The sequence below is a fragment of the Achromobacter sp. RTa genome, from assembly GCF_000757485.1.
Taxonomy (GTDB): Bacteria; Pseudomonadota; Gammaproteobacteria; order Burkholderiales; family Burkholderiaceae_B; genus Achromobacter.
In genome coordinates this window covers 46,492-63,780 of the sequence record NZ_JPYO01000002.1, presented here as the reverse complement: position 1 = coordinate 63,780, position 17,289 = coordinate 46,492, and the positions used below count along the sequence as shown (strand labels likewise).

Annotated in this window: 17 protein-coding genes; 1 reads left to right on the top strand and 16 read right to left on the bottom strand. The window is 67.0% G+C overall.

Annotation, left to right across the window (positions count from 1 at the left end; translation table 11 throughout):
* Positions 1-23: 23 nt before the first annotated feature.
* From JL37_RS01275 to panD, 10 genes are all read right to left on the bottom strand, one after another.
* Positions 24-1,163, bottom strand: a complete 1,140-nt coding sequence (locus tag JL37_RS01275; RefSeq protein ID WP_231570266.1) for a general secretion pathway protein — start codon at positions 1,161-1,163, stop codon at positions 24-26.
* Entirely contained in the window at positions 1,156-2,886 is a 1,731-nt protein-coding gene (locus JL37_RS01270; protein WP_043541439.1) for an ATPase, T2SS/T4P/T4SS family, read from the bottom strand. Before JL37_RS01270 ends, JL37_RS01275 begins: the two co-directional genes overlap by 8 nt.
* Complete coding sequence (locus tag JL37_RS01265; protein WP_043541437.1) at positions 2,883-3,389, bottom strand: hypothetical protein; 507 nt, start codon at positions 3,387-3,389, stop codon at positions 2,883-2,885. The genes JL37_RS01270 and JL37_RS01265 overlap by 4 nt, the downstream gene beginning before the upstream one ends.
* Positions 3,376-4,701 carry a hypothetical protein gene (locus JL37_RS01260; RefSeq protein WP_231570265.1) on the bottom strand — a complete coding sequence of 442 codons (1,326 nt, stop codon included), beginning with the start codon at positions 4,699-4,701 and terminating at the stop codon, positions 3,376-3,378. Before JL37_RS01260 ends, JL37_RS01265 begins: the two co-directional genes overlap by 14 nt.
* A gap of 2 nt (positions 4,702-4,703) precedes the next feature.
* Positions 4,704-6,284, bottom strand: a complete 1,581-nt coding sequence (locus JL37_RS01255) for a lipoprotein (RefSeq protein ID WP_043541436.1) — start codon at positions 6,282-6,284, stop codon at positions 4,704-4,706.
* Positions 6,281-7,147 carry a TcpQ domain-containing protein gene (locus JL37_RS01250; RefSeq protein WP_043541435.1) on the bottom strand — a complete coding sequence of 289 codons (867 nt, stop codon included), beginning with the start codon at positions 7,145-7,147 and terminating at the stop codon, positions 6,281-6,283. The genes JL37_RS01255 and JL37_RS01250 overlap by 4 nt, the downstream gene beginning before the upstream one ends.
* Positions 7,148-7,358: 211 nt before the next feature.
* The gene (locus JL37_RS01245) at positions 7,359-8,699 is read right to left on the bottom strand and encodes an extracellular solute-binding protein (protein ID WP_043541434.1); all 1,341 of its coding nucleotides are present in this window, start codon (positions 8,697-8,699) and stop codon (positions 7,359-7,361) included.
* 4 nt (positions 8,700-8,703) lie between these two features.
* A complete protein-coding gene (locus JL37_RS01240) occupies positions 8,704-9,960 on the bottom strand; it encodes a D-amino acid dehydrogenase (RefSeq protein ID WP_043541433.1) in 1,257 nt (418 codons plus the stop codon).
* Between the two features lie 188 nt (positions 9,961-10,148).
* A complete protein-coding gene (locus tag JL37_RS01235; RefSeq protein ID WP_043541432.1) occupies positions 10,149-11,195 on the bottom strand; it encodes a CDP-6-deoxy-delta-3,4-glucoseen reductase in 1,047 nt (348 codons plus the stop codon).
* Positions 11,196-11,259: 64 nt separating this feature from the next.
* On the bottom strand, positions 11,260-11,628 hold the full coding sequence (panD, locus tag JL37_RS01230) for an aspartate 1-decarboxylase (RefSeq protein WP_043541431.1): 369 nt from the start codon (positions 11,626-11,628) through the stop codon (positions 11,260-11,262).
* A 208-nt stretch (positions 11,629-11,836) separates the two neighbouring features.
* On the opposite strand from panD, the gene sugE reads away from it, so the two are divergent.
* The gene (gene sugE / locus JL37_RS01225) at positions 11,837-12,154 is read left to right on the top strand and encodes a quaternary ammonium compound efflux SMR transporter SugE (RefSeq protein WP_043541430.1); all 318 of its coding nucleotides are present in this window, start codon (positions 11,837-11,839) and stop codon (positions 12,152-12,154) included.
* Positions 12,155-12,177: 23 nt separating this feature from the next.
* On the opposite strand, the gene JL37_RS01220 is transcribed toward sugE, so the two are convergent.
* The 6 genes from JL37_RS01220 to JL37_RS01195 all read right to left on the bottom strand — a co-directional run bounded on the left by JL37_RS01220 (position 12,178) and on the right by JL37_RS01195 (position 17,089).
* Complete coding sequence (locus JL37_RS01220; protein WP_043541429.1) at positions 12,178-13,053, bottom strand: MOSC domain-containing protein; 876 nt, start codon at positions 13,051-13,053, stop codon at positions 12,178-12,180.
* Between the two features lie 156 nt (positions 13,054-13,209).
* Complete coding sequence (gene thpD / locus JL37_RS01215) at positions 13,210-14,136, bottom strand: ectoine hydroxylase (protein WP_043541427.1); 927 nt, start codon at positions 14,134-14,136, stop codon at positions 13,210-13,212.
* A gap of 15 nt (positions 14,137-14,151) precedes the next feature.
* Positions 14,152-14,556, bottom strand: coding sequence for an ectoine synthase (locus JL37_RS01210; protein WP_043541425.1), 405 nt, complete (start codon positions 14,554-14,556; stop codon positions 14,152-14,154).
* A complete protein-coding gene (ectB, locus tag JL37_RS01205; protein ID WP_043541423.1) occupies positions 14,553-15,860 on the bottom strand; it encodes a diaminobutyrate--2-oxoglutarate transaminase in 1,308 nt (435 codons plus the stop codon). The genes JL37_RS01210 and ectB overlap by 4 nt, the downstream gene beginning before the upstream one ends.
* A 123-nt stretch (positions 15,861-15,983) precedes the next feature.
* Complete coding sequence (gene ectA, locus JL37_RS01200) at positions 15,984-16,544, bottom strand: diaminobutyrate acetyltransferase (RefSeq protein ID WP_043541422.1); 561 nt, start codon at positions 16,542-16,544, stop codon at positions 15,984-15,986.
* Positions 16,541-17,089 carry a MarR family winged helix-turn-helix transcriptional regulator gene (locus tag JL37_RS01195; RefSeq protein WP_043541419.1) on the bottom strand — a complete coding sequence of 183 codons (549 nt, stop codon included), beginning with the start codon at positions 17,087-17,089 and terminating at the stop codon, positions 16,541-16,543. The genes ectA and JL37_RS01195 overlap by 4 nt, the downstream gene beginning before the upstream one ends.
* Positions 17,090-17,289 lie beyond the last annotated feature (200 nt).

Sequence of the window (17,289 nt, the reverse complement as noted above, 5' to 3'; positions counted from 1 at the left end):
AACGAGCCGCCGGCGCCTGCCGCCTACCGGCTGGCATAGAAATTGGTAAGCGCCTGGCGCAATTCGTCGATCACGCCGTAATGCCAGAGCGCGATCCCCAACACCGCCGCGACCGATGCAATCAGCAGCAGCCAGCGCAGTGCCGACGCCTGCCGCCGCACATGCGCGAGCAGGCGCCCCTCCACACGCTGGCGGGCCCGGGCCAGGCCGGCCTCCATGCCCAGCGCGTCGATCATGTCGGCCATGTACCACCAGGTTTCCGCCTCGAGCAGGCCCGTGCCGAATATTTCCGGGCCGGTCAGGCCGGCGTCGATCCGCGCCAGCATGTCCTGGAGGTGCGCCAGCAGCCAGGGCGGCGCGCCGCGCGCCTGCACCGCCAGCGCTCGCCGCAGGCGGGTATCGGCGGAGCCGTGCTGCCTGACCAGCACCGCCAACAGGGAAAGAAAGCGGATGGCATGGAAATCGCGGTACAGCCGCCAGAGCAGCCAGCGGTCGAGCCGCGCCCTGACCGGCCCGGTGAAGTGCGGCAGCGACCAGAAACCCAGCGCGGCCAGACCGAACACCAGCACCAGCCACAATGGCAGCCATGCCTTCAGGCCCTCGGCGAGCGCGAACAAGGCGCGGGTCAGGGCGGCGTAGTCTTCCGCCGGCACGGCCTGGAACACGCGCTGCAAGCGCGGTACGGTGAAGAACGGAATGGCGCATAACAACGCAAAGGCGACGGCAGCAGCCAACACGCCCGCCGCCGCCGCCGACGCGAGAGCCAGCCAGGCGTCCGCGGCCTGCCGCGCCGCGCGCGCCAGATCCCGCAGCGCGGCGGCGAGGTCCCCGCCTTCGTCCTGCACGCAACTGAGCAACAGGCATTCGCCGGCTGGCAGCGTGCCGGCCCAGGCGGCGCCCAGGTCGCCGCCCGCATCCTGGTATGCGGCCGCCCACTGCTGCGAGAGGCGCCCGCGCACGGTGTCCTGGCCGTATCGCCGCGCATCGTCCTCGAAGATGTCGCGCAGGCTCTTGCGCCCTTGCGTGCCCTCGACCAGATCCGCCAGATACTCGTAGTAGTCCGCGCGGCGGGAGCGAAAGCGCGCCGCGTCCAGGCGCAACAGCGCAGCGCTGCCAAGCGGCCGGCGCCAGGCCGGCGCCTTCGGGTCGAGCGATTCATCCATGGGTGGCTCCGACGGATCCCGCATCCGTTCCTGGCATGCCCGCCGGGAGGTCGAAGCGGCGCAACAGCGAGCGCGGATCGATTTCGCCAAGACTGGCCCGGTACAAGGCGCTGCCGAGCGCCTGCCCGCCGCGCGTGGCGTCATCGCGCCAGGCGGCCGGACCGGCCGCCCGGGCCTGCCGCATGAGGCCCAGGTTGTCGCGCGCGCGCACCCGTTCGAGGAAGCCGTCCACACGTTCGGGTTCGACCATCTCGGCCGCGACGCAGCGGCCCGCCGTTCCGTTGAGCTCGGGCAGGTGGGGACGCCTGCAATCCGGGCAACCCATGGGGTTCCGGACCCTGAGCACGCTTGAGTCCAGCTGGAACGTTGCGGCCATGCGCTCGATCCATCCCCGCCAATCGACTGCGGCTCCGGCTCCGGGCGATCCGGCGGACGGCGCCCACAGGCTGTCCGCCGGCAGCGCGCAGCGGGCGCACAGGCGCGGCAGCAAAGTCTGATAGACCAGCAGCTTGAGTATGCCGGGCGAAGCCAGGAAATCCCGCGATACGCCGATCGCGTCCGAGGCCAGCCGTTCCGGGATCATCACGGCGCACGCCGCGTGAGTGGTGGTGTACAGGCTGATCCCGGAACTGGCCAGATCCATGAAGGCGCGGCCGGTATCGCTATCGCGGATCTCGCCGATCAGCAGGTCGTTCATCGCGGAACGCTTGATGGTCTTGAGCTTGGCGTCGAACGCCGGCCAGGCGGACTCCGCCAAGGCGCCGCCCAGGGTGTTCTGCAAGGCGTTTCCAATGCGGTATTCCACCGGATCCTCGAGGGTAATGACCTTGCGGGTGGGGGCGATTCCGCGCATCAGCGCGGCGATGGTGGTGGATTTTCCCGAGCCCACCACGCCGGCGAGCACGATGGCCCCGCCCTCGCGCTCGCGGGCGCGCACCAGGGTTTCCGCTTGCGCGGGCAGATAGCCCAGCGCCAGCAGATCGCCGTCGGCCGTGGCGTCCAGCCGCAGGATCCGCAGGCAGACGGATGGCCCGGCGTCGGCGGCAAGCGAGGCCCAGCGCAGCACGATCGGCGCGCCGTCGATATCCAGCCCGATGCGCCCCTGCTGTTCCTGCGCGGGATCGAAGACCGCGCCATTGCCGCCCCTGACGTCCATCCAGGCCACGGCCAGGACTTCCAGCAGCGTCGCATTGGACAAGCCTGCGAAGCGCTCGGTGCCGACGTACTCGCCGCCGATCGTGTAGCGGATTTCGCAGGCGTCGCGCCGCCGGTCGACGTTGATGTGCACGTCGCTCGCGCCCTGCGCCACGCCCCAGCGCACGATATCCAGGAAAAGCGCGGCGAGCGCGGAGGCGCGCTCTTCCTGCTGGGCCCTGCCCCGCATGGCCAGGCCCGGGGCCGCCAGTTGCCCCCGGGCAACCATCAACAGCAGCGGAGCCGGCAACTGATAGCGCGGCACGCGCGCCAGCCGGTAACCCTCCGCCCTGACCATGCGTTCGATTTCGTCGATCTGGTCGCCCAGCATGTAGTCCTTCACGGCGAAAACCGCGACCTCGCCGGTTTCCAGCAGCACAGGGCAAAGCCTGCCCGCCAAGGCGGCCAGGTCGAACTCACGGCCCAGGGCTCGCACGAAGGCTGGCGCCATGCGGCCGATGTCTTCCGGTGTCCATAGCTCGGGCGGATGCCAGGCCGCGACGGCGGGCAGCAAGGAGGATTCCGTCATGGAGAGGCCCTGCCGAGATCAAGGCAGGCGGTGCGCTCGAGGGCGCCGCGGCGCAGCCGCACGCAGGAATCCTCGATGGCGAGCAACTGGTAGGCCTCCGCCCCTGCGGAACCCGCCACAGGCGCGCTGCGGCCGGACTGGTAGCGCAGCACGGCGCCATTGACGTTGAGATCGACACGCAGGCTTCGGGCGAGCCCGAATATGGCCAGCACGCGAATGTCGTCGTATGGGCGCGCGGAAGCCGCCTGCGGCCCCGCCGATGGCATGGATGCCGCGCCGGCTGGGCAAATGCCCGGCACCCGGCAATCCGCCAATGCTGCGGCGGCGTCGGCGCGCAACAACGTACGCACGGTTTCCGCTTCCGGCCAGGCTTGCGGATCTTCCGCGATGGCCGGCGGAACCTGGGCCTGGACGGACGGAACCAGCGCGGCCGACAACGCAAGGCTGCGGACGAAATGGGCAGCGAGCCCGCGGCGGAGGGCGTCCGCCCTATTCCTGTTCATAGAGTTCTCCGTGCAATTCAGCAATGAGCGTGCTTGAGGCCAGCCCGGGGCTGGGCTGCGGCTGGATCTCGAGCGACAGCTGCGACCACCGCGCCGTCGAGATGGCGTCCGGCAACAAGGCGAACGAACGCAATGGCCCACGCAAGGTAAGGACCCGGCGGCGAATGCCGGGCCGTTCCGGATTCGCGGCAGCTGCGCCATTGGCCCCGGGCGGCGCGGATATCGGCAACGGCGCGGCCGCCGCCAACACGACAGCGGAGAATGCCGGCTGCAATCGCTGCAGGGCGGTGACCAGCTCGGTATCGACCTGGACGCTCGTGGGCAGGGACAAGTCCGCAAGCCAGGCCTGCCTCGACGGTATCCGCCAGAACAGCGTTGCCGCTTCCATCGGCTGGAACGACAGTTCCCAGCCCGCGGGCCGCAGCGCATGCAGCGCCTGGTTCGTGGCGGAAGAATGAGCCCGGACATAGGCCGCCGAACACGTCCAGCGCTGCGCTCCCGCAAGGCAATGCGCGCGGCTCAACGCCCAGCCCCGGACCTGTATGGGCAGCTTGCCTACACCGGCCAGCACGCGGTTCAGTTCGGAGGGGACATGGGCCGCGGTGGTTTGCAGCAAGACGAGATAGGGATCCGGCGGAGGCGCCGCACCGTCGAGGCTGCCTGGCGCGGATGCTTCGCGCGCGTGCCATCGCGGCGCCAGGGCATCCCAGAGCGCAGGCGCGACGGCCGATACCCCCACGCAGGCCAGGAACAGCCGCAAGGCGAGCGGCACCTCGGCCCAGCGGCTCGGCAGCACGGCCAACTGGGAGGCGGGGTCCGCCGCCTGCAGCAGCGCCGCCCAGGCTGCGTCGGGCTCCCGCGCAGGCAAGGCAGGCCGCTGGGACAGCAGCAGCGCCTGCTCGCGCAGGGCCTCGTCCCGGGACGCGAACAGCCTGTCGGTCTGCGACAGCACCGTGCCACGCTGGGCCGCCACCAGCCAGAGCCTGCCGTCAGGCAGGCGGATCAGGCTGTGCCCGCCATCTGGGTACAGCAAGGCGTAGAGTTGTGCCGCGGCCTGGATAAGGGGCGCGCCGCTTCCACGCGCCCGTTCGGCGGGCCAGCCGCCCAGCCGCCGCGGCCGCAACCGGCCATAGCCCGCCATCGCCGCGGGCGCTCCGCCCACCACGTAGTGGCTGGCCCGCAGACGCCGCCCCCGTGAACGTGCCAGCGCGGGCACGTTGGAGCCGATCAGCGCGAACCAGCGCAAGCCGAACGCCAGCGCCCTGCCGGTACCCGGACAATCGAGCAGCAACGAGTGGGGAACGCGCTCCATGCTCAGTACCCCTCTTCGACCTGGGCCGTCACCAGCATCAGCGTCGTCATGCGTTCCGAGGCGCCGCTGTCCTGGCCGCCCGCGACCAGCGGCGCCCCGGGCGCAAGCCGCAGACGTTCGTGCTGGTCCTGGCTGCGGTCGAAGCCGGAAACGATGATGGGCTGCCCGGGCCGCAGTTCGATCTGCTGCACGGTGCCATTGCCGTCGATCGTGATCTGCTGGACCTGGACCTGGTTGCCGCGCTCGCCGAAAGAGATAGTCTTCAAGGGCTGCGCGACCGCGTTGTCGTAGGCGAGCGACAGCAGGATCTGGCCGTCTTCCTGGATGTCGGGCAGCAGCGTGAGGAACGAGCCGACCGTTTCTTCCTTCTGGCTGATGGACACCGCGGGCAGCGTGCCGTTGGCGCCGCCCGTGGTGGTTCCGGGGACGGCGGTGCTTTGCACCCGGTCGATATAGGAAAACGTGGTTCTGATGGCATGGGTGACTGGCCTGCGATTCAGTGTCAGGACGGGAACCTTGCTGTGCCGCACGACGGCGCCCATCGCGCTGAGCGCGGAGACGATGGCCTGCGACCCCTGGAAAGGGCCGCTGCGCACCGCGGCGTCGAGCACTGCGTCGCCACCGCCCGGCAGCGCCAGCCGGGCCGTGGCCCCGGCGGCGGCGTACACGGCATTCCAGTCGATGCCGCCCGATACCGATTCGTTGGCGATGACGGTGATTTCCTCGAAGACCAGCCGGACGCGGCGCGTCAGCGCCTTGTTCTCGCGCTCGAGATAGCGGGCGACGCGCTCCAGCGCCTCGGGGGTGTCCGTGACGACAATGGAGGTGGCCCCTTCGACGGCTTCGGCCATGACGCCGGATCGGGTCAGGAACGGCAGGATGTTGGCGCGCAGGATGGCCAGCGCATTGTGCTGGCCGGCGGACAGCGACGTGTTGGAAGCGCTTTCGAAGCCTTCCCCTTCCCCGCTGCCGGAGCGGCCCAGCCGGATGTCGACCTTGCTGGCGAGCGACAGCGCGCGCAAGTCGAACACCCGGCTTTCGACGCGGTAGAACTCCAGCGCATTGCGCTCATAGCGCCAATGCACGGAATAGCGGGCCGCCAGGGCATCGAGCAGATCGGCCAACGGTTGGCCGCCCGCACGGATCTCGATATTGGCCTGCGCCGGGACGGCCAGCGCGCCGCTGACGGCTAGCCGCGGCAGGAAGAGGTCCAGCGGCAGCAAGGCATCCGGCTGCACCCGAACGGCGATACCCGTCGCGGCGGTCAGGCGCTGCGCCACGGAGGACAGGTCGGCGCCGTCCGCCAGCATCAGCGTGGTGCGCACGTTCTCCTGCAAGGCGGGAGGCAGCAGCACGTCGCGCGCCAGGGGCTGCGGCTTGCCGGCCAGCCAGGGCGCGGCGACCTCTTGCGCGGCCATGCGCGCCTGGCGGTCCGCCAGCCCGTCGGCGAACGCCTGGTGGCGGGCCGTGACGCCGGCCTGCCGCTCGGTGGCGCCGCGGCGGAGATCGGCAACTTGCTGCGATATGGAGCAGCCGCCCAACACACCGGACGCCACGGCGCACAAAAGCAGTTTGCGAGTCATGCGGCGGCCCCTCCCGGCGCGGCGGTGCGCGTGCAGGACTGCGCCAGCGGCACGACGCGCAGCACCTTGTTGCCATAGAAGCAAGGTTGCAGGGGCTTCTCCGCAAGTTCGGTGGCGCCCAGAAGATCACGCACGGCCGATTTGAAGTCGCCTGTGAATTCCGCCGTGGCGGACAAGGGGATGTCGACGTCCACGGCCCAGTGCTGCGGCTGGAACGTCCACCCCGCCATGCCCGCCCAACGCGCGAGCACGGCCCGCAACGTGGCGTCGGGCGGCGCGGCGCGGTACAGCGTGGCGGGATTGCCGGCGCTATCCGGTTCTGGCGGCATGGGCGCGGCGGAGCCGGCTGCGCCGGCATCGGCCGGGCCTGCGGGCTCCGCCGCCACGGCCAGGGGGCCGCCGGCAGCCAGGGCGCCGACGGGCGCTGGAACCGGCTCCGGCCCGATGCGCTGGGCGACGGGCGGCGCGGGCGTCGCGTGTTCGCCCCCGGCCTCGGCAACGGCGTGCATGCGCTGCGCCCGCGCCGTCAGGCGTCCTCCCCGGAACGAAAGGCTGCTCCAGCCGCCAGTCAGCACCACATAGGGATCGCGCCGGAAATACGGCAAGGCGTGTTCGCCATCGCTGCCTATGCCGAAGATCGCCGGCAAGGCCTGGCCGGGAGCGAATTGCAGCCAGGTTTCCTTGCCGTCGTCGAATACCTGCATGGGCGCCACGGCCGGATCGCCGGACAACTGCCAATCGAAACGAAAGCCTTGCGCGGCCGGCCGCGCGCCTTGCCAGGATGATCCGGCAACGCCCTGGTCGGACCATGCGCAAGCCCCCAGGCAGGACAGGCCTGCCGCCATGAAGAAAAGTCGAACCATGCCTCACCGCGAACAATGGGCGCACCGGAAGCGATGCGCATGCACGCATGGTGGATGAGCGCCCCCTGCCCCGCCAGACTGGCATGTACGCATGGATGGTTTGGTCCCGCCGCGCCGCTTCCGCATTTCCGGGACGAAAAAAAACCGGTCCGAGGACCGGTTTCCTTGAAGGCCATGGCGGCGGCTCCGCCGCCAGGCCAAGCCGCCGCAATCAGCGTTGCGCGGCGATGCTGCGGGCTTGCGAGGCGGCGTTGTTCAGCGCCGCGACCGGCGGCACCTTGCCCTCGAAAGCTTCGTTGAGCTGCTGGTTGAAGACCGGCTCGATGCGCTGGTAGTTGGCCATGCGGAAGCCCCGGCTATTGGTGCCCGGCTGGGTGCGCATGGAGGCGATCAGCGCCTGGACGCCCGGAATGCGGTCGTAGAACGACACGTCCGAAGCGCGGAAGGCGGCTTCCGTCAGCGGGAGATAGCCGGTGCGCTGGTGCCATTCGGCCGCGACGACGGGCTTCGACAGCCAGGCCAGGAACTGGGCGGTGGCCTTTTCCTCGGCCTGGGGATGGCCCTCGAGCGCCCACAGCGCCGACCCGCTCACGAACGGCTTGCCGCCGTCCTTGGTGACCTGGTCGTAGTAAGGCAGCGGCGCCACGCCGAAGGACAGCGACTTGGTGTTGATGAACTGGCCGAAGGCGCCGGTGTTGGAGGTCAGCACCGCGCATTCGCCCTTGGCGAACAGCTTGTCGCTGGCGTTGTCGCCCGAGTGCGCCATGAACAGCAGCGAACGCTTCCAGCTCACCATCAGCGAGATGTGGCGCATGTAGAGCGTATCGAACTGCATGGCCGGGGCGGCGGACTTCTTGGAGACGGCGTCCAGCCCGTTGTTGTTGCTGGTGAACAGCTGGTTGTTGATGGGCGCCAGGTTTTCCAGATGGACCGACACCTGGTCGCTGGAGGCGTACGGGCAGTCGATGTTGGCCACGTCGCGCAGCTTCAGCAGCTCGCCTTGCAGGGCGGTCCAGGTACGGGCAGGCTTTTTGGGATCCAGCCCGGCCTTCTTGTAGGCGGCGGTGTTGTAGAACATCACCGGCACTTCGGCCATCCAGGGAAAGGCCAGCAGGCGGCCCTTGCTGTCGCGTGTGAAGCTGCTGGTGGCCGGCACGAACCAGTTCAGGTCCTTGATCGGATACTTGGCCAGCAGTTCGTACAGCGGCAGCACGGCCTTGTGCTGGGCAACGACTTCGGGCGAATGGTTGTCGGTCAGCTGCAGCAGGTTCGGGCCCTTCTTGGCCTTGACCGCCGACACGGCTTCCTGTTCCAGCGCCGCAGGCGAGGCGAAGCCGCGCAGCGTGACGCGGACCTGGTCCTGTTCCTTGTTGTATTGCTTGGCGAGTTTCTCGAACTCGGCCTTGTTTGCGTCGGACAGCGTGTGCCAGACCTGTATTTCGACCGCGGCGGCATTCGCCGCTCCGGCAACCGCCATCGCGGCCCCGAATACCCATGCGCGCCGGTTGGCGAACATCGCGCGGGCAATGCCCGCCAATTGCAGATTCTTCATAGGTTCACAGACCAAGAAAAGGAAATTCCGGTTCCGGCCGCCGTCCGCTGAGGAGATCGGCCAATGCCCGGCCCGAGCCAACGCCCATCGTCCAGCCGAGAGTACCGTGTCCCGTATTGACATACAGGTTGGGGATGCGGCTGCGGCCGATGATGGGCACGTTCGAGGGAGTGGACGGGCGCAGGCCCGACCAATAGCTGACACGCTCGAAATCGAGCGCATCGGGAAAAAGTTCGCGCGCCAGGCTGCTCATGGCTTCGCAGCGGCCCGTGTTCAGGCTGCGGGAATATCCCGACAGCTCCGCGGTGCCGGCCATGCGCAGGCGGTCGCCCAAACGGGAAAACACGACTTTGTGGCTGCTGTCCGTCAGGCTGACCGTGGGCGCGGCATCCGGTTTGAGCACCGGGAACGTCGCGGAATAGCCCTTGGCCGGATAGACGTTGCAAGGAATGCCCAGCGGGCGCAGCAGGCCGGGGCTGAAACTGCCCAGCGCCACGACATAAGCGTCGGCCGACAACGCGCCGTAGCGGCCGTCGGGCCCGATGAGTTCGACGCCCTGCACCGCGCCGCCGGTCGTCAGCAGGCGCGTGGCGCGGGTGTTGTAATGGAATTCCACCCCGGCGCGGACGCAATGCTCCGCCAGGGCCACTGTGAACAGGTGCACGTCGCCGCTTTCGTCCTCGGGGGTGTAGTCGCCCCCGACGATGGTCTGGCGGTGCGGGGCCAGGGCGGGTTCGATGGCGATGACCTCGTCCGTGGACACCACCCGCCGCTCTACGCCGAAATCGCGCATCAGGCCGGCCGCGCGCTGCGAATTCTCGAATTCGTGCTGGTCCCGGTAGAAGTTCAGGATGCCGCGTTCCAGGTGGTCGTACTGGATGCCGAGATCCGCGCGCATGCCGCGCAGGGTGGCTCGGCTGTATTCCGCCATACGGACCATGGCGCGGATATTGGGAGCCAGGCGGCCGGGCATGCATTCGCGCAGGAACGCCAGCCCCCACATCCATTGCCGCCAGTCGAGCTGCGGGCGGAACAGCAGCGGGGCGTTGTCCTGGAACATCCACTTGAGCAGCTTCAGGGGCGCTTGCGGATTGGCCCAGGGTTCGGCATACGAGACCGAAATCTGGGCGCCGTTGGCCAGGCTGGTTTCCTGGGCGGGACCGGTGCAGCGATCGATGACCACGACGTCGTGGCCCGCCTGGTTCAGCCACCAGGCGCTGGAGATTCCGATGATGCCGCCACCCAATACCGCTACTTTCATGCCCGCATTGCTCCTTGCGTGCCAACTCGGCTTCCGGACCCGATGTCCGCGCCCCCTGGCAGGCTGCTGCCACGGCAGTTTACCCCGGCGATTTGCCCGCGCCTACGGAATAAAAAGGGGCGGAAGTCACAAACCTTTCCAGGCCCGTTCCTTCCTCCCCTTTCGTTCATGCCCTGTTACTCAGTGACTCAGGATGCAGCTTTCGCCAGATCGGCTTCGGACGTGAAAGCGTCCGCATAGAACTCTTCCGGCGGCAGCCCGTTCTGGGCGCTGAACTCGCGCCGGGCCGCGTCCACCATCAGCGGCGTGCCGCAGGCGTAGACCTGGTGACCCGACAGGTCCGGGATATCCTGCAGAACGGCCTCGTGAACGAAACCGGTGCGGCCGGCCCAGCCATCTTCCTGGAGCGCGTTGGACACCACGGGCACATAGCGGAAATCGGGCAATTGCGCCGCCCACGATTGCGCCAGCTCATGCATGTATAGATCGCGCGGACGGCGCCCGCCCCAGTACAGGGCGACGGGACGGTTGATGTTTTTGTGGATCATGTGCTCGACGATCGCCTTGACCGGAGCAAAACCGGTGCCGCTGGCCAGCAGGACAACGGGCTTGGCGCTGTCTTCGCGCAGGAAGAAGGAGCCGAAAGGCCCTTCCAGGCGCAGGATCTCGCGCTCTTTCATCTGCGTGTCGCCCGCGCCGAACACGTGATCGGTGAAAACGCCGCCAGGCATGTGGCGGATGTGCAGTTCGAGCGGACTGCCGGTGTGGGGGGCGCCCGCCATGGAATAGCTGCGCCGGCGCCCGTCCTTCAGGATGACTTCGATGTACTGGCCGGCGTAGTAGCGGAACTGCTCGGACGCAGGCAATTGCAGCTTGATCACCGTGACGTCCGGCGCCACGCGCTCCAGCGTCTGCACGCGCGAGGGCAGCTTGCGGATCTGGATGTCGCTGGCCAGCCGGACCTCGGTGGACTCGACCACCATGTCCGAGGCGGGACGGGCCTGGCAGAACAGGGTGTAGCCGTCGGCGAGTTCCTCGGGCGAAAGGATCTGCGCCGGATACTGCCCGGCATCGAACTCCCCGGAAACCACGCGGCCCTTGCAGGTGGAACACGCGCCGTTGCGACAGCTGTAGGGCAGCACGATGCCAGCGGCCAGGGCGGCATCGAGCACGGTCTGGCCGGGCTCGACCGGGAATTGATGCTGGCTGGGTTGGATGATGACCTGGAAGCTCATGATGAAACAGTTCAGGGTTGACGCGGCGCCGGCCGGCAGGGCAAGCGCCGCGAACGGCCCGGCGTCAGGCCGGGAACTTGCGGATTTCCTTGACGCGGTTCGCGTCGTCCACCAGCACGACCTGCGGCTTGTGCACGGCCGAATCGGCTTCGGACATCGGGCCATAGGTGCAGATGATCAGCAGATCGCCGACCTGGGCCCGGCGCGCGGCGGCGCCATTCAAGGAAATGGCGCCGCTGCCGCGGGCCGCCTTGATGATATAGGTGTCGAAGCGTTCGCCGTTGGTGACGTTGTAGAGTTCGATGCGTTCGAACTCGCGCATGCCGGCAGCGTCCAGCAGGTCTTCGTCGATGCCGCACGATCCTTCGTAATGAAGGTCGGCTTCGGTGACCGTGACGCGGTGCAGCTTTGCCCGCAGCATAATGCGTTGCATGATGGGAATATCCTGGTTTCGCGGCCCGGAACGCGAAGTGTTGCAAGAGTTGATGCCCGGCACCCGGTTTTGCCGTCGGAAGCCGGTATTCTATAATTTTTGCCGCAGCGGGACGGCCCGCTGCCGCGCGCGGCCGCTCGGCCGGCACGCCCTTTTCCGGGGACGACCCCTAGGCCGGCGCTTTGCCGGCCATGCATAGGAGTCGTACATGACCTGGATCATCCTGGTACTTGCAGGCCTGTTTGAAATCGTCTGGGCGGTGGGCCTGAAGTACACCCATGGATTCACCCGCTTCTGGCCGTCCGTGATTACCGCAGGCGGCATGGCCATCAGCGTATGGCTGCTGGCGGTCGCCATGAAATCCCTGCCCCTGGGCACCGCCTATGCGGTCTGGGTGGGCATCGGCACGATCGGCGCCTTCGTTGCCGGCATCGTGCTGTTCGGCGAATCCACCAGCTGGATGCGCATCGCCAGCGTGACGCTCATCGTGCTGGGCCTGATCGGCCTGAAGCTGTCCTCGGCCTGAGCACGGTCCGCGCCGGCGGCGGGTTAGAAATCCAGCTCGATCTCCACCCCGTCGCCCACTTTCAGGCGCGCCCCTGCGGGCGCGTCGAGAATGGCGTTCTGGCCGAACACCACGCCTATTTCCAGATTGCGATAGCCCGACAGGGTGCGGCCCGGCTCGTCGTGACGCTGGGCGGTGCGCTGGTCGATATCGGGAATCGAACAGCGCGTGCACGGTTTGACGAACGCCATTTTCACGCCTGCGGCCACGATCATCGCAGTGTGATCCTCCTCGAAGGGCTCCCACTCCTCGCCCTGCACGACGATATTGGGGCGGAAGCGGTCCATCGGGACCGGCGTCTCGCCCTTGGCGCGCAGGCGCCCATTCAGCTCGTCCAGCGAGGCCTGGTTGGCCACCAGCAAGGGAAAACCGTCGGCAAAGCCGAAATGGTGATCGCCGGCAAAGCTATCGGCCAGGTCGGGGTGCGCCTCGGTCCAGCGCGACACCCAATCGAGCTTGGCCGGCCGCCGCGCGGCCGTGTCCACCTTGTACAGCCGGCACGGGGTCTTGAGGAATTCGGAGAACCAGCGGCCGGCGGCCGCGGATTCGCGCCGGGCCGCGATCGTGTCCTTCCAGACGGTGACGTCCTCGGAGCCGGGCTCCAGGCCCGAACCATCCAGGGCCACCTCCAGGTCCGGCATCCCGGGCGCGGACAGGCGCAGGGCGTCCGCCGTAAGCGCCGTGCGGATCAGCGCCATGGCCGGCCATTGGCGCTGCGTCATGAACTGCCCATCGTCGCCGATCAGCATCCAGCGGCGGTCATGGGCCAGGCCGGCGCGATCGATGGGAGATTCGGCGAGGTCGATGCCCGCGCACGATTTGAGCGGGTAGATGTGCAGGCTGAGGATGCGGGCAGACATGGCGGACCGGTTCCAAGGTAGAGGGTGCGCAAAGAATAGCAGAGGCCCGCCTCGCCGCGCGTTCGTCGCGCAGCCTTCGAAGGGGCAGCCCCCTGGGGACGGGAAGCGAAAAAAAGCCCGGGCCAGCCGGGCCCGGGCTCTTTCAACGGAGGCGGATCAACCGCCGACCAGCTTCAGCGTGTCGAGCGGCGTGACCGCCTTGAACGCCTTGCGCGTCGCGATGTGCTCGGGGCGCGGCGTCAGCCCGTACTTGGGCGGACTCAAGGTGTTCTCCATGCTGTTGTAGACCATGAACACGTTCGCGCGGGGCCACGGCGAGATATTGCTATTGGAGCCGTGCATCGTGTTGCAGTCGAAAAAGACCACCGAGCCGGCCTTGGCCGTCATGGAGCGGATGCCGCCCTGCTCCACCAGCAGCTGCAGGCTGACCGGATCCGGCACGCCGTACTCCTGCTTTTTCAGCGACTGCTTGTAGTGCTCGTTGGGCGTTTCGCCCACGCACGAGATGAACTGCCGGTGCGATCCGGGCACGAGCATCAAGGGGCCGTTGCACTCATTGTTGTCGGTCAGCAGCACCGAGCAGCTGAGCGCGCGCATCGAGGGCATGCCGTCTTCGACGTGCCAGGTCTCGAAATCGGAATGCCAGTAGAACTCCTTGCCCTTGAAGCCGGGCTTCATATTGGCGCGCGACTGGTGGATGTACACCTCGGATCCGAGGATCTGCCGCGCCACGTTTACCAGCCGCGGATCGCGCACCAGGCGCGCCAGGAAAGGATTGAGCACGTGCACCATGAAGATGGAGCGCACGGCGTTGCTGCCCGGCTCGGTAATCGATTCTTCGCGGCGGATGATCGAGGGATCGCGCGTCATGCGCTCCACCTCGGACGACAGCGCGCGGATTTCATCGTCGGTGAACAGGTTCTCCAACAGGATGAAACCGTCGCGCTCGTACTGCCCGACCTGGTCGGCGCTCAGGGCGTTGGCGTACTGGCCATTCTCGTAGACCACCGGATCCTGCCGGGCGATGATTGCGGAACTTCGATCCGTACGCGAGGCGTACGGATCCTGTGCAGGTGAGATCATGCGAACCTCCTTGTATCAGGCGACCTGGGCCTCGGCCTCGGGCAATGCATAGACGCCTTCCTTGTCATGCACTTCCTGCCCGGTCAGCGGCGGGTTGAACACGCAGATGACGCGCAGCGGTTCCTTGCCGCCGCACAGCCAGTGCTCGTCGTGCTCGTTCAGGGCGTAGACCACGCCGGGGCCCAGGTCGTATTTCTTTCCGTCGGCAATGGTCTCGATGGAGCCGTCGCCCTCGATGCACCACACCGCTTCAAGATGATTCTTGTAGTGGATATGGGTGCGGCCGCCCGGGAAGATGGTGGTTTCGTGGAAGGAAAACCCCATCCCGTCCTTTTTCAGCAGCACGCGGCGGCTTACCCAGGTATCGGTGCGGACCTCATCGGCGGTGCCGATCACATCTTTGACATTGCGTACGATCATTGACGTTTTCCTCCAAATTTCAGGATGCGGGCGGACTGCCCCTCTTCGGCGAGCGCCTCCGCGACGCTGGCCTCGATCACTTCCAGGCCCTTGGCCAGCAGCTCTTCCTCGATCGTCAGCGCGGGCAGCAGCTTCAGCACTTCGTCCTGCGCGCCCGAGGTTTCGATCACGACACCCTTCTTGAAGGCGTTCTGCGCAATGCGGTTGGCCAGGGCGGGCGTGGCATTGGATACCAGCCCCTGGATCAGGCCGCGGCCGCGCACCGACAGGCCGGCGTTGGGGTAGCTGTGCACCAGGTTCTCCAGCCAGTCGCGCACCTGGCGCTCCTTGCGCTGGATGTCGGCCGCGAAAGCGCTGTTGGTCCAGTAGGTTTCCAGCGCCTGGGTCGCCGTGACGAAGGCCAGGTTGTTGCCCCGGAACGTGCCGCTGTGGGCGCCCGGCTTCCAGACGTCCAGCTCGGGCTTCATCAGCACCAGCGACATCGGCAGTCCGAAACCGGACAGCGATTTCGACAAGGTGATGATGTCCGGCCGGATGCCGGCGGCCTCGAAGCTGAAGAACGTGCCGGTGCGGCCGCAGCCGACCTGGATATCGTCCACGATGAGCAGCATATCGTGGCGCTTGCAGAGCTTTTCCAGTTCTTTCAGCCAGCGCAGGGTGGCGACGTTCACGCCGCCTTCGCCCTGCACCGTTTCCACGATGACGGCGGCAGGCTTGTCCATGCCGCTGCTCGGGTCCTCCAGCATGCGCTCGAGGTAGGCCATGGTGTCCACGTCCGGACCGAAGTATCCGTCGTAGGGCATGAAGCTGGTGTTGCCCAAGGCATAGCCGGAGGCTTCGCGGAACTTCATGTTGGCGGTCACCGCCAGCGAACCGCCGCTCACGCCATGAAAGCCGTGCGTGAACGAAATCACATTCGGACGCCCCTTGACCTGCCGGGCGATCTTCAGCGCGGCTTCCACCGCGTTGGTTCCCGTCGGGCCGGTGAACTGCAGGGTGTACTGCCAGTTGCGTGGCTTGAGCAGCACGCGCTCCACGGTCTCCAGGAAACGCTTCTTCGCGCTGGTGGCCATGTCCAGGCCATGGACGACACCGTCCGATTGCACATACTCCAGCAGTTTTTCCTTGAGAACAGGATTGTTGTGGCCGTAGTTGAGGGTGCCGGCGCCGCTGAAGAAATCGATGTACTCGGTGCCTTCCTCATCGATCAGCGTCGAACCCCTGGCCTGGCTGAAGATCACGGGAAACGACCGGATGTAGCCCCGCACCTCCGACTCCATCCGGTCAAAGATTTTCAAGTCCATATGATTAATCCTCCCTTTCATCTCATAAGTTGACAGACGGCCAGAACCCCTCCGGGCGCGTGTGCGCGTCCGGATCGGCCAACCATCCCGGTAGTCGATAAGACCGCTGGGCTTGCGCTACCCCTAGGGGGTCGGCAAGGCGAACGGACCTATCCTCAACAACATCTCGTCGTCATGGTCCGCGCCACCGAAAAGTTGCCGGTCGAAGAACGGCTGTTCGGAGACGTGGGCGCCCAGTTCGCTGGCCAAGCCGGCGAAGCTGCGGCGCGATGCCTGGTTGTCAGGCCCCACCGTGGTTTCGAGATAGCGGACATGCTCGAGACCCTTGCGGCGCAAGAGCTCGCGAAGCATGGCGCGGCCCAACCGATGGCCGCGTGCGCGGGTGTGCACCGCGACCTGCCAGACGAACAGAACGTCGGGCCGGGCCGGGATCACATAAGCGGAGATAAAACCGTCGATACGTCCGCCGGAGCTTTCGGCCAGGACGCAGGTGTCGCGGAAGTGCTCAGCCAGGAGCAGGTACGCGTAGAGGGAATTCAGGTCGAGTGGCGGGCACTCGGAAATGAGGCGGTGGATGGCGGCGCCGTCTTTGCGGTCGGGCAGACGCATGGTATGGGTCTGCGCGCTGACCGCCGGCGCCACGGCACTTGAGAGGGTTGGGTTATCCAGTTCGTTTTTCTTCATGCGACGATTCCCGATTCTGGGGGTGCCCCGCCCGTGGGCACTTCAAGGATGGGCGACGACACATCGCCATGCGTGTCGGCGGCGGCCTGGCCGTCCTGTTCCATGAGCGCCACGATGCGCTCCAGGGACAGCGTGATGGTGGCCTGTTCGAGTTCCGGCAGCGCATTGAGCGCGTCGGCAAGGTGTTTCTGCAGCGGCGAAGGCGCGCCTTGCGCCAGTTCACGCCCCGCTTCCGTGGCCGTGACGAACACGATGCGGCGGTCTTCGCGGCCGCGCTCACGGCGGATCAAGCCTTTGTCTTCCAGGCGATCCAGGATGCCCACCACCGTGCTGGGACTGACGTGCATCTCGCGGCTGATGGCGGTGGCCGTCATGGGGCCGTTGCCGATCACGGTGCGCAGGCACATCAGTTGCGGCGCGGTGATGTGACTGACGGCGGACAGTTGGCGCGAATGCAGCGCGATCGAACGCGTGATGCGGCGCAAGGCTCGCAAAATGCGCAGGTCGTACTGCTGTGAAGGATCGGGTTTCGCTGCGTCAGTCATGAGAAAAAAGTAGCGTGGGTGAGATTCATTTCTATACGAATGATATGCGCACGATCTATTCGAGTCAAACAAAAACCCGTCTGCACGATGTAAATAAATGAATACGAATTTGCTGCGGATGACAGCAAGATTCATGGACTTGCGAACGGAGACGCAGTGGCGCACCTGCGCACGGGAAGCCTAGGGGGAAGCCCCTATAA

What these genes read in the sequence shown, in the direction of transcription:
- JL37_RS01275 (WP_231570266.1), bottom strand. Translation starts at nt 1,163, where the DNA reads ATGGATGAATCGCTCGACCCGAAGGCGCCGGCCTGGCGCCGGCCGCTT.
- JL37_RS01270 (WP_043541439.1), bottom strand. Translation starts at nt 2,886, where the DNA reads ATGACGGAATCCTCCTTGCTGCCCGCCGTCGCGGCCTGGCATCCGCCC.
- JL37_RS01265 (WP_043541437.1), bottom strand. Translation starts at nt 3,389, where the DNA reads ATGAACAGGAATAGGGCGGACGCCCTCCGCCGCGGGCTCGCTGCCCAT.
- JL37_RS01260 (WP_231570265.1), bottom strand. Translation starts at nt 4,701, where the DNA reads ATGGAGCGCGTTCCCCACTCGTTGCTGCTCGATTGTCCGGGTACCGGC.
- JL37_RS01255 (WP_043541436.1), bottom strand. Translation starts at nt 6,284, where the DNA reads ATGACTCGCAAACTGCTTTTGTGCGCCGTGGCGTCCGGTGTGTTGGGC.
- JL37_RS01250 (WP_043541435.1), bottom strand. Translation starts at nt 7,147, where the DNA reads ATGGTTCGACTTTTCTTCATGGCGGCAGGCCTGTCCTGCCTGGGGGCT.
- JL37_RS01245 (WP_043541434.1), bottom strand. Translation starts at nt 8,699, where the DNA reads ATGAAGAATCTGCAATTGGCGGGCATTGCCCGCGCGATGTTCGCCAAC.
- JL37_RS01240 (WP_043541433.1), bottom strand. Translation starts at nt 9,960, where the DNA reads ATGAAAGTAGCGGTATTGGGTGGCGGCATCATCGGAATCTCCAGCGCC.
- JL37_RS01235 (WP_043541432.1), bottom strand. Translation starts at nt 11,195, where the DNA reads ATGAGCTTCCAGGTCATCATCCAACCCAGCCAGCATCAATTCCCGGTC.
- panD (WP_043541431.1), bottom strand. Translation starts at nt 11,628, where the DNA reads ATGCAACGCATTATGCTGCGGGCAAAGCTGCACCGCGTCACGGTCACC.
- sugE (WP_043541430.1), top strand. Translation starts at nt 11,837, where the DNA reads ATGACCTGGATCATCCTGGTACTTGCAGGCCTGTTTGAAATCGTCTGG.
- JL37_RS01220 (WP_043541429.1), bottom strand. Translation starts at nt 13,053, where the DNA reads ATGTCTGCCCGCATCCTCAGCCTGCACATCTACCCGCTCAAATCGTGC.
- thpD (WP_043541427.1), bottom strand. Translation starts at nt 14,136, where the DNA reads ATGATCTCACCTGCACAGGATCCGTACGCCTCGCGTACGGATCGAAGT.
- JL37_RS01210 (WP_043541425.1), bottom strand. Translation starts at nt 14,556, where the DNA reads ATGATCGTACGCAATGTCAAAGATGTGATCGGCACCGCCGATGAGGTC.
- ectB (WP_043541423.1), bottom strand. Translation starts at nt 15,860, where the DNA reads ATGGACTTGAAAATCTTTGACCGGATGGAGTCGGAGGTGCGGGGCTAC.
- ectA (WP_043541422.1), bottom strand. Translation starts at nt 16,544, where the DNA reads ATGAAGAAAAACGAACTGGATAACCCAACCCTCTCAAGTGCCGTGGCG.
- JL37_RS01195 (WP_043541419.1), bottom strand. Translation starts at nt 17,089, where the DNA reads ATGACTGACGCAGCGAAACCCGATCCTTCACAGCAGTACGACCTGCGC.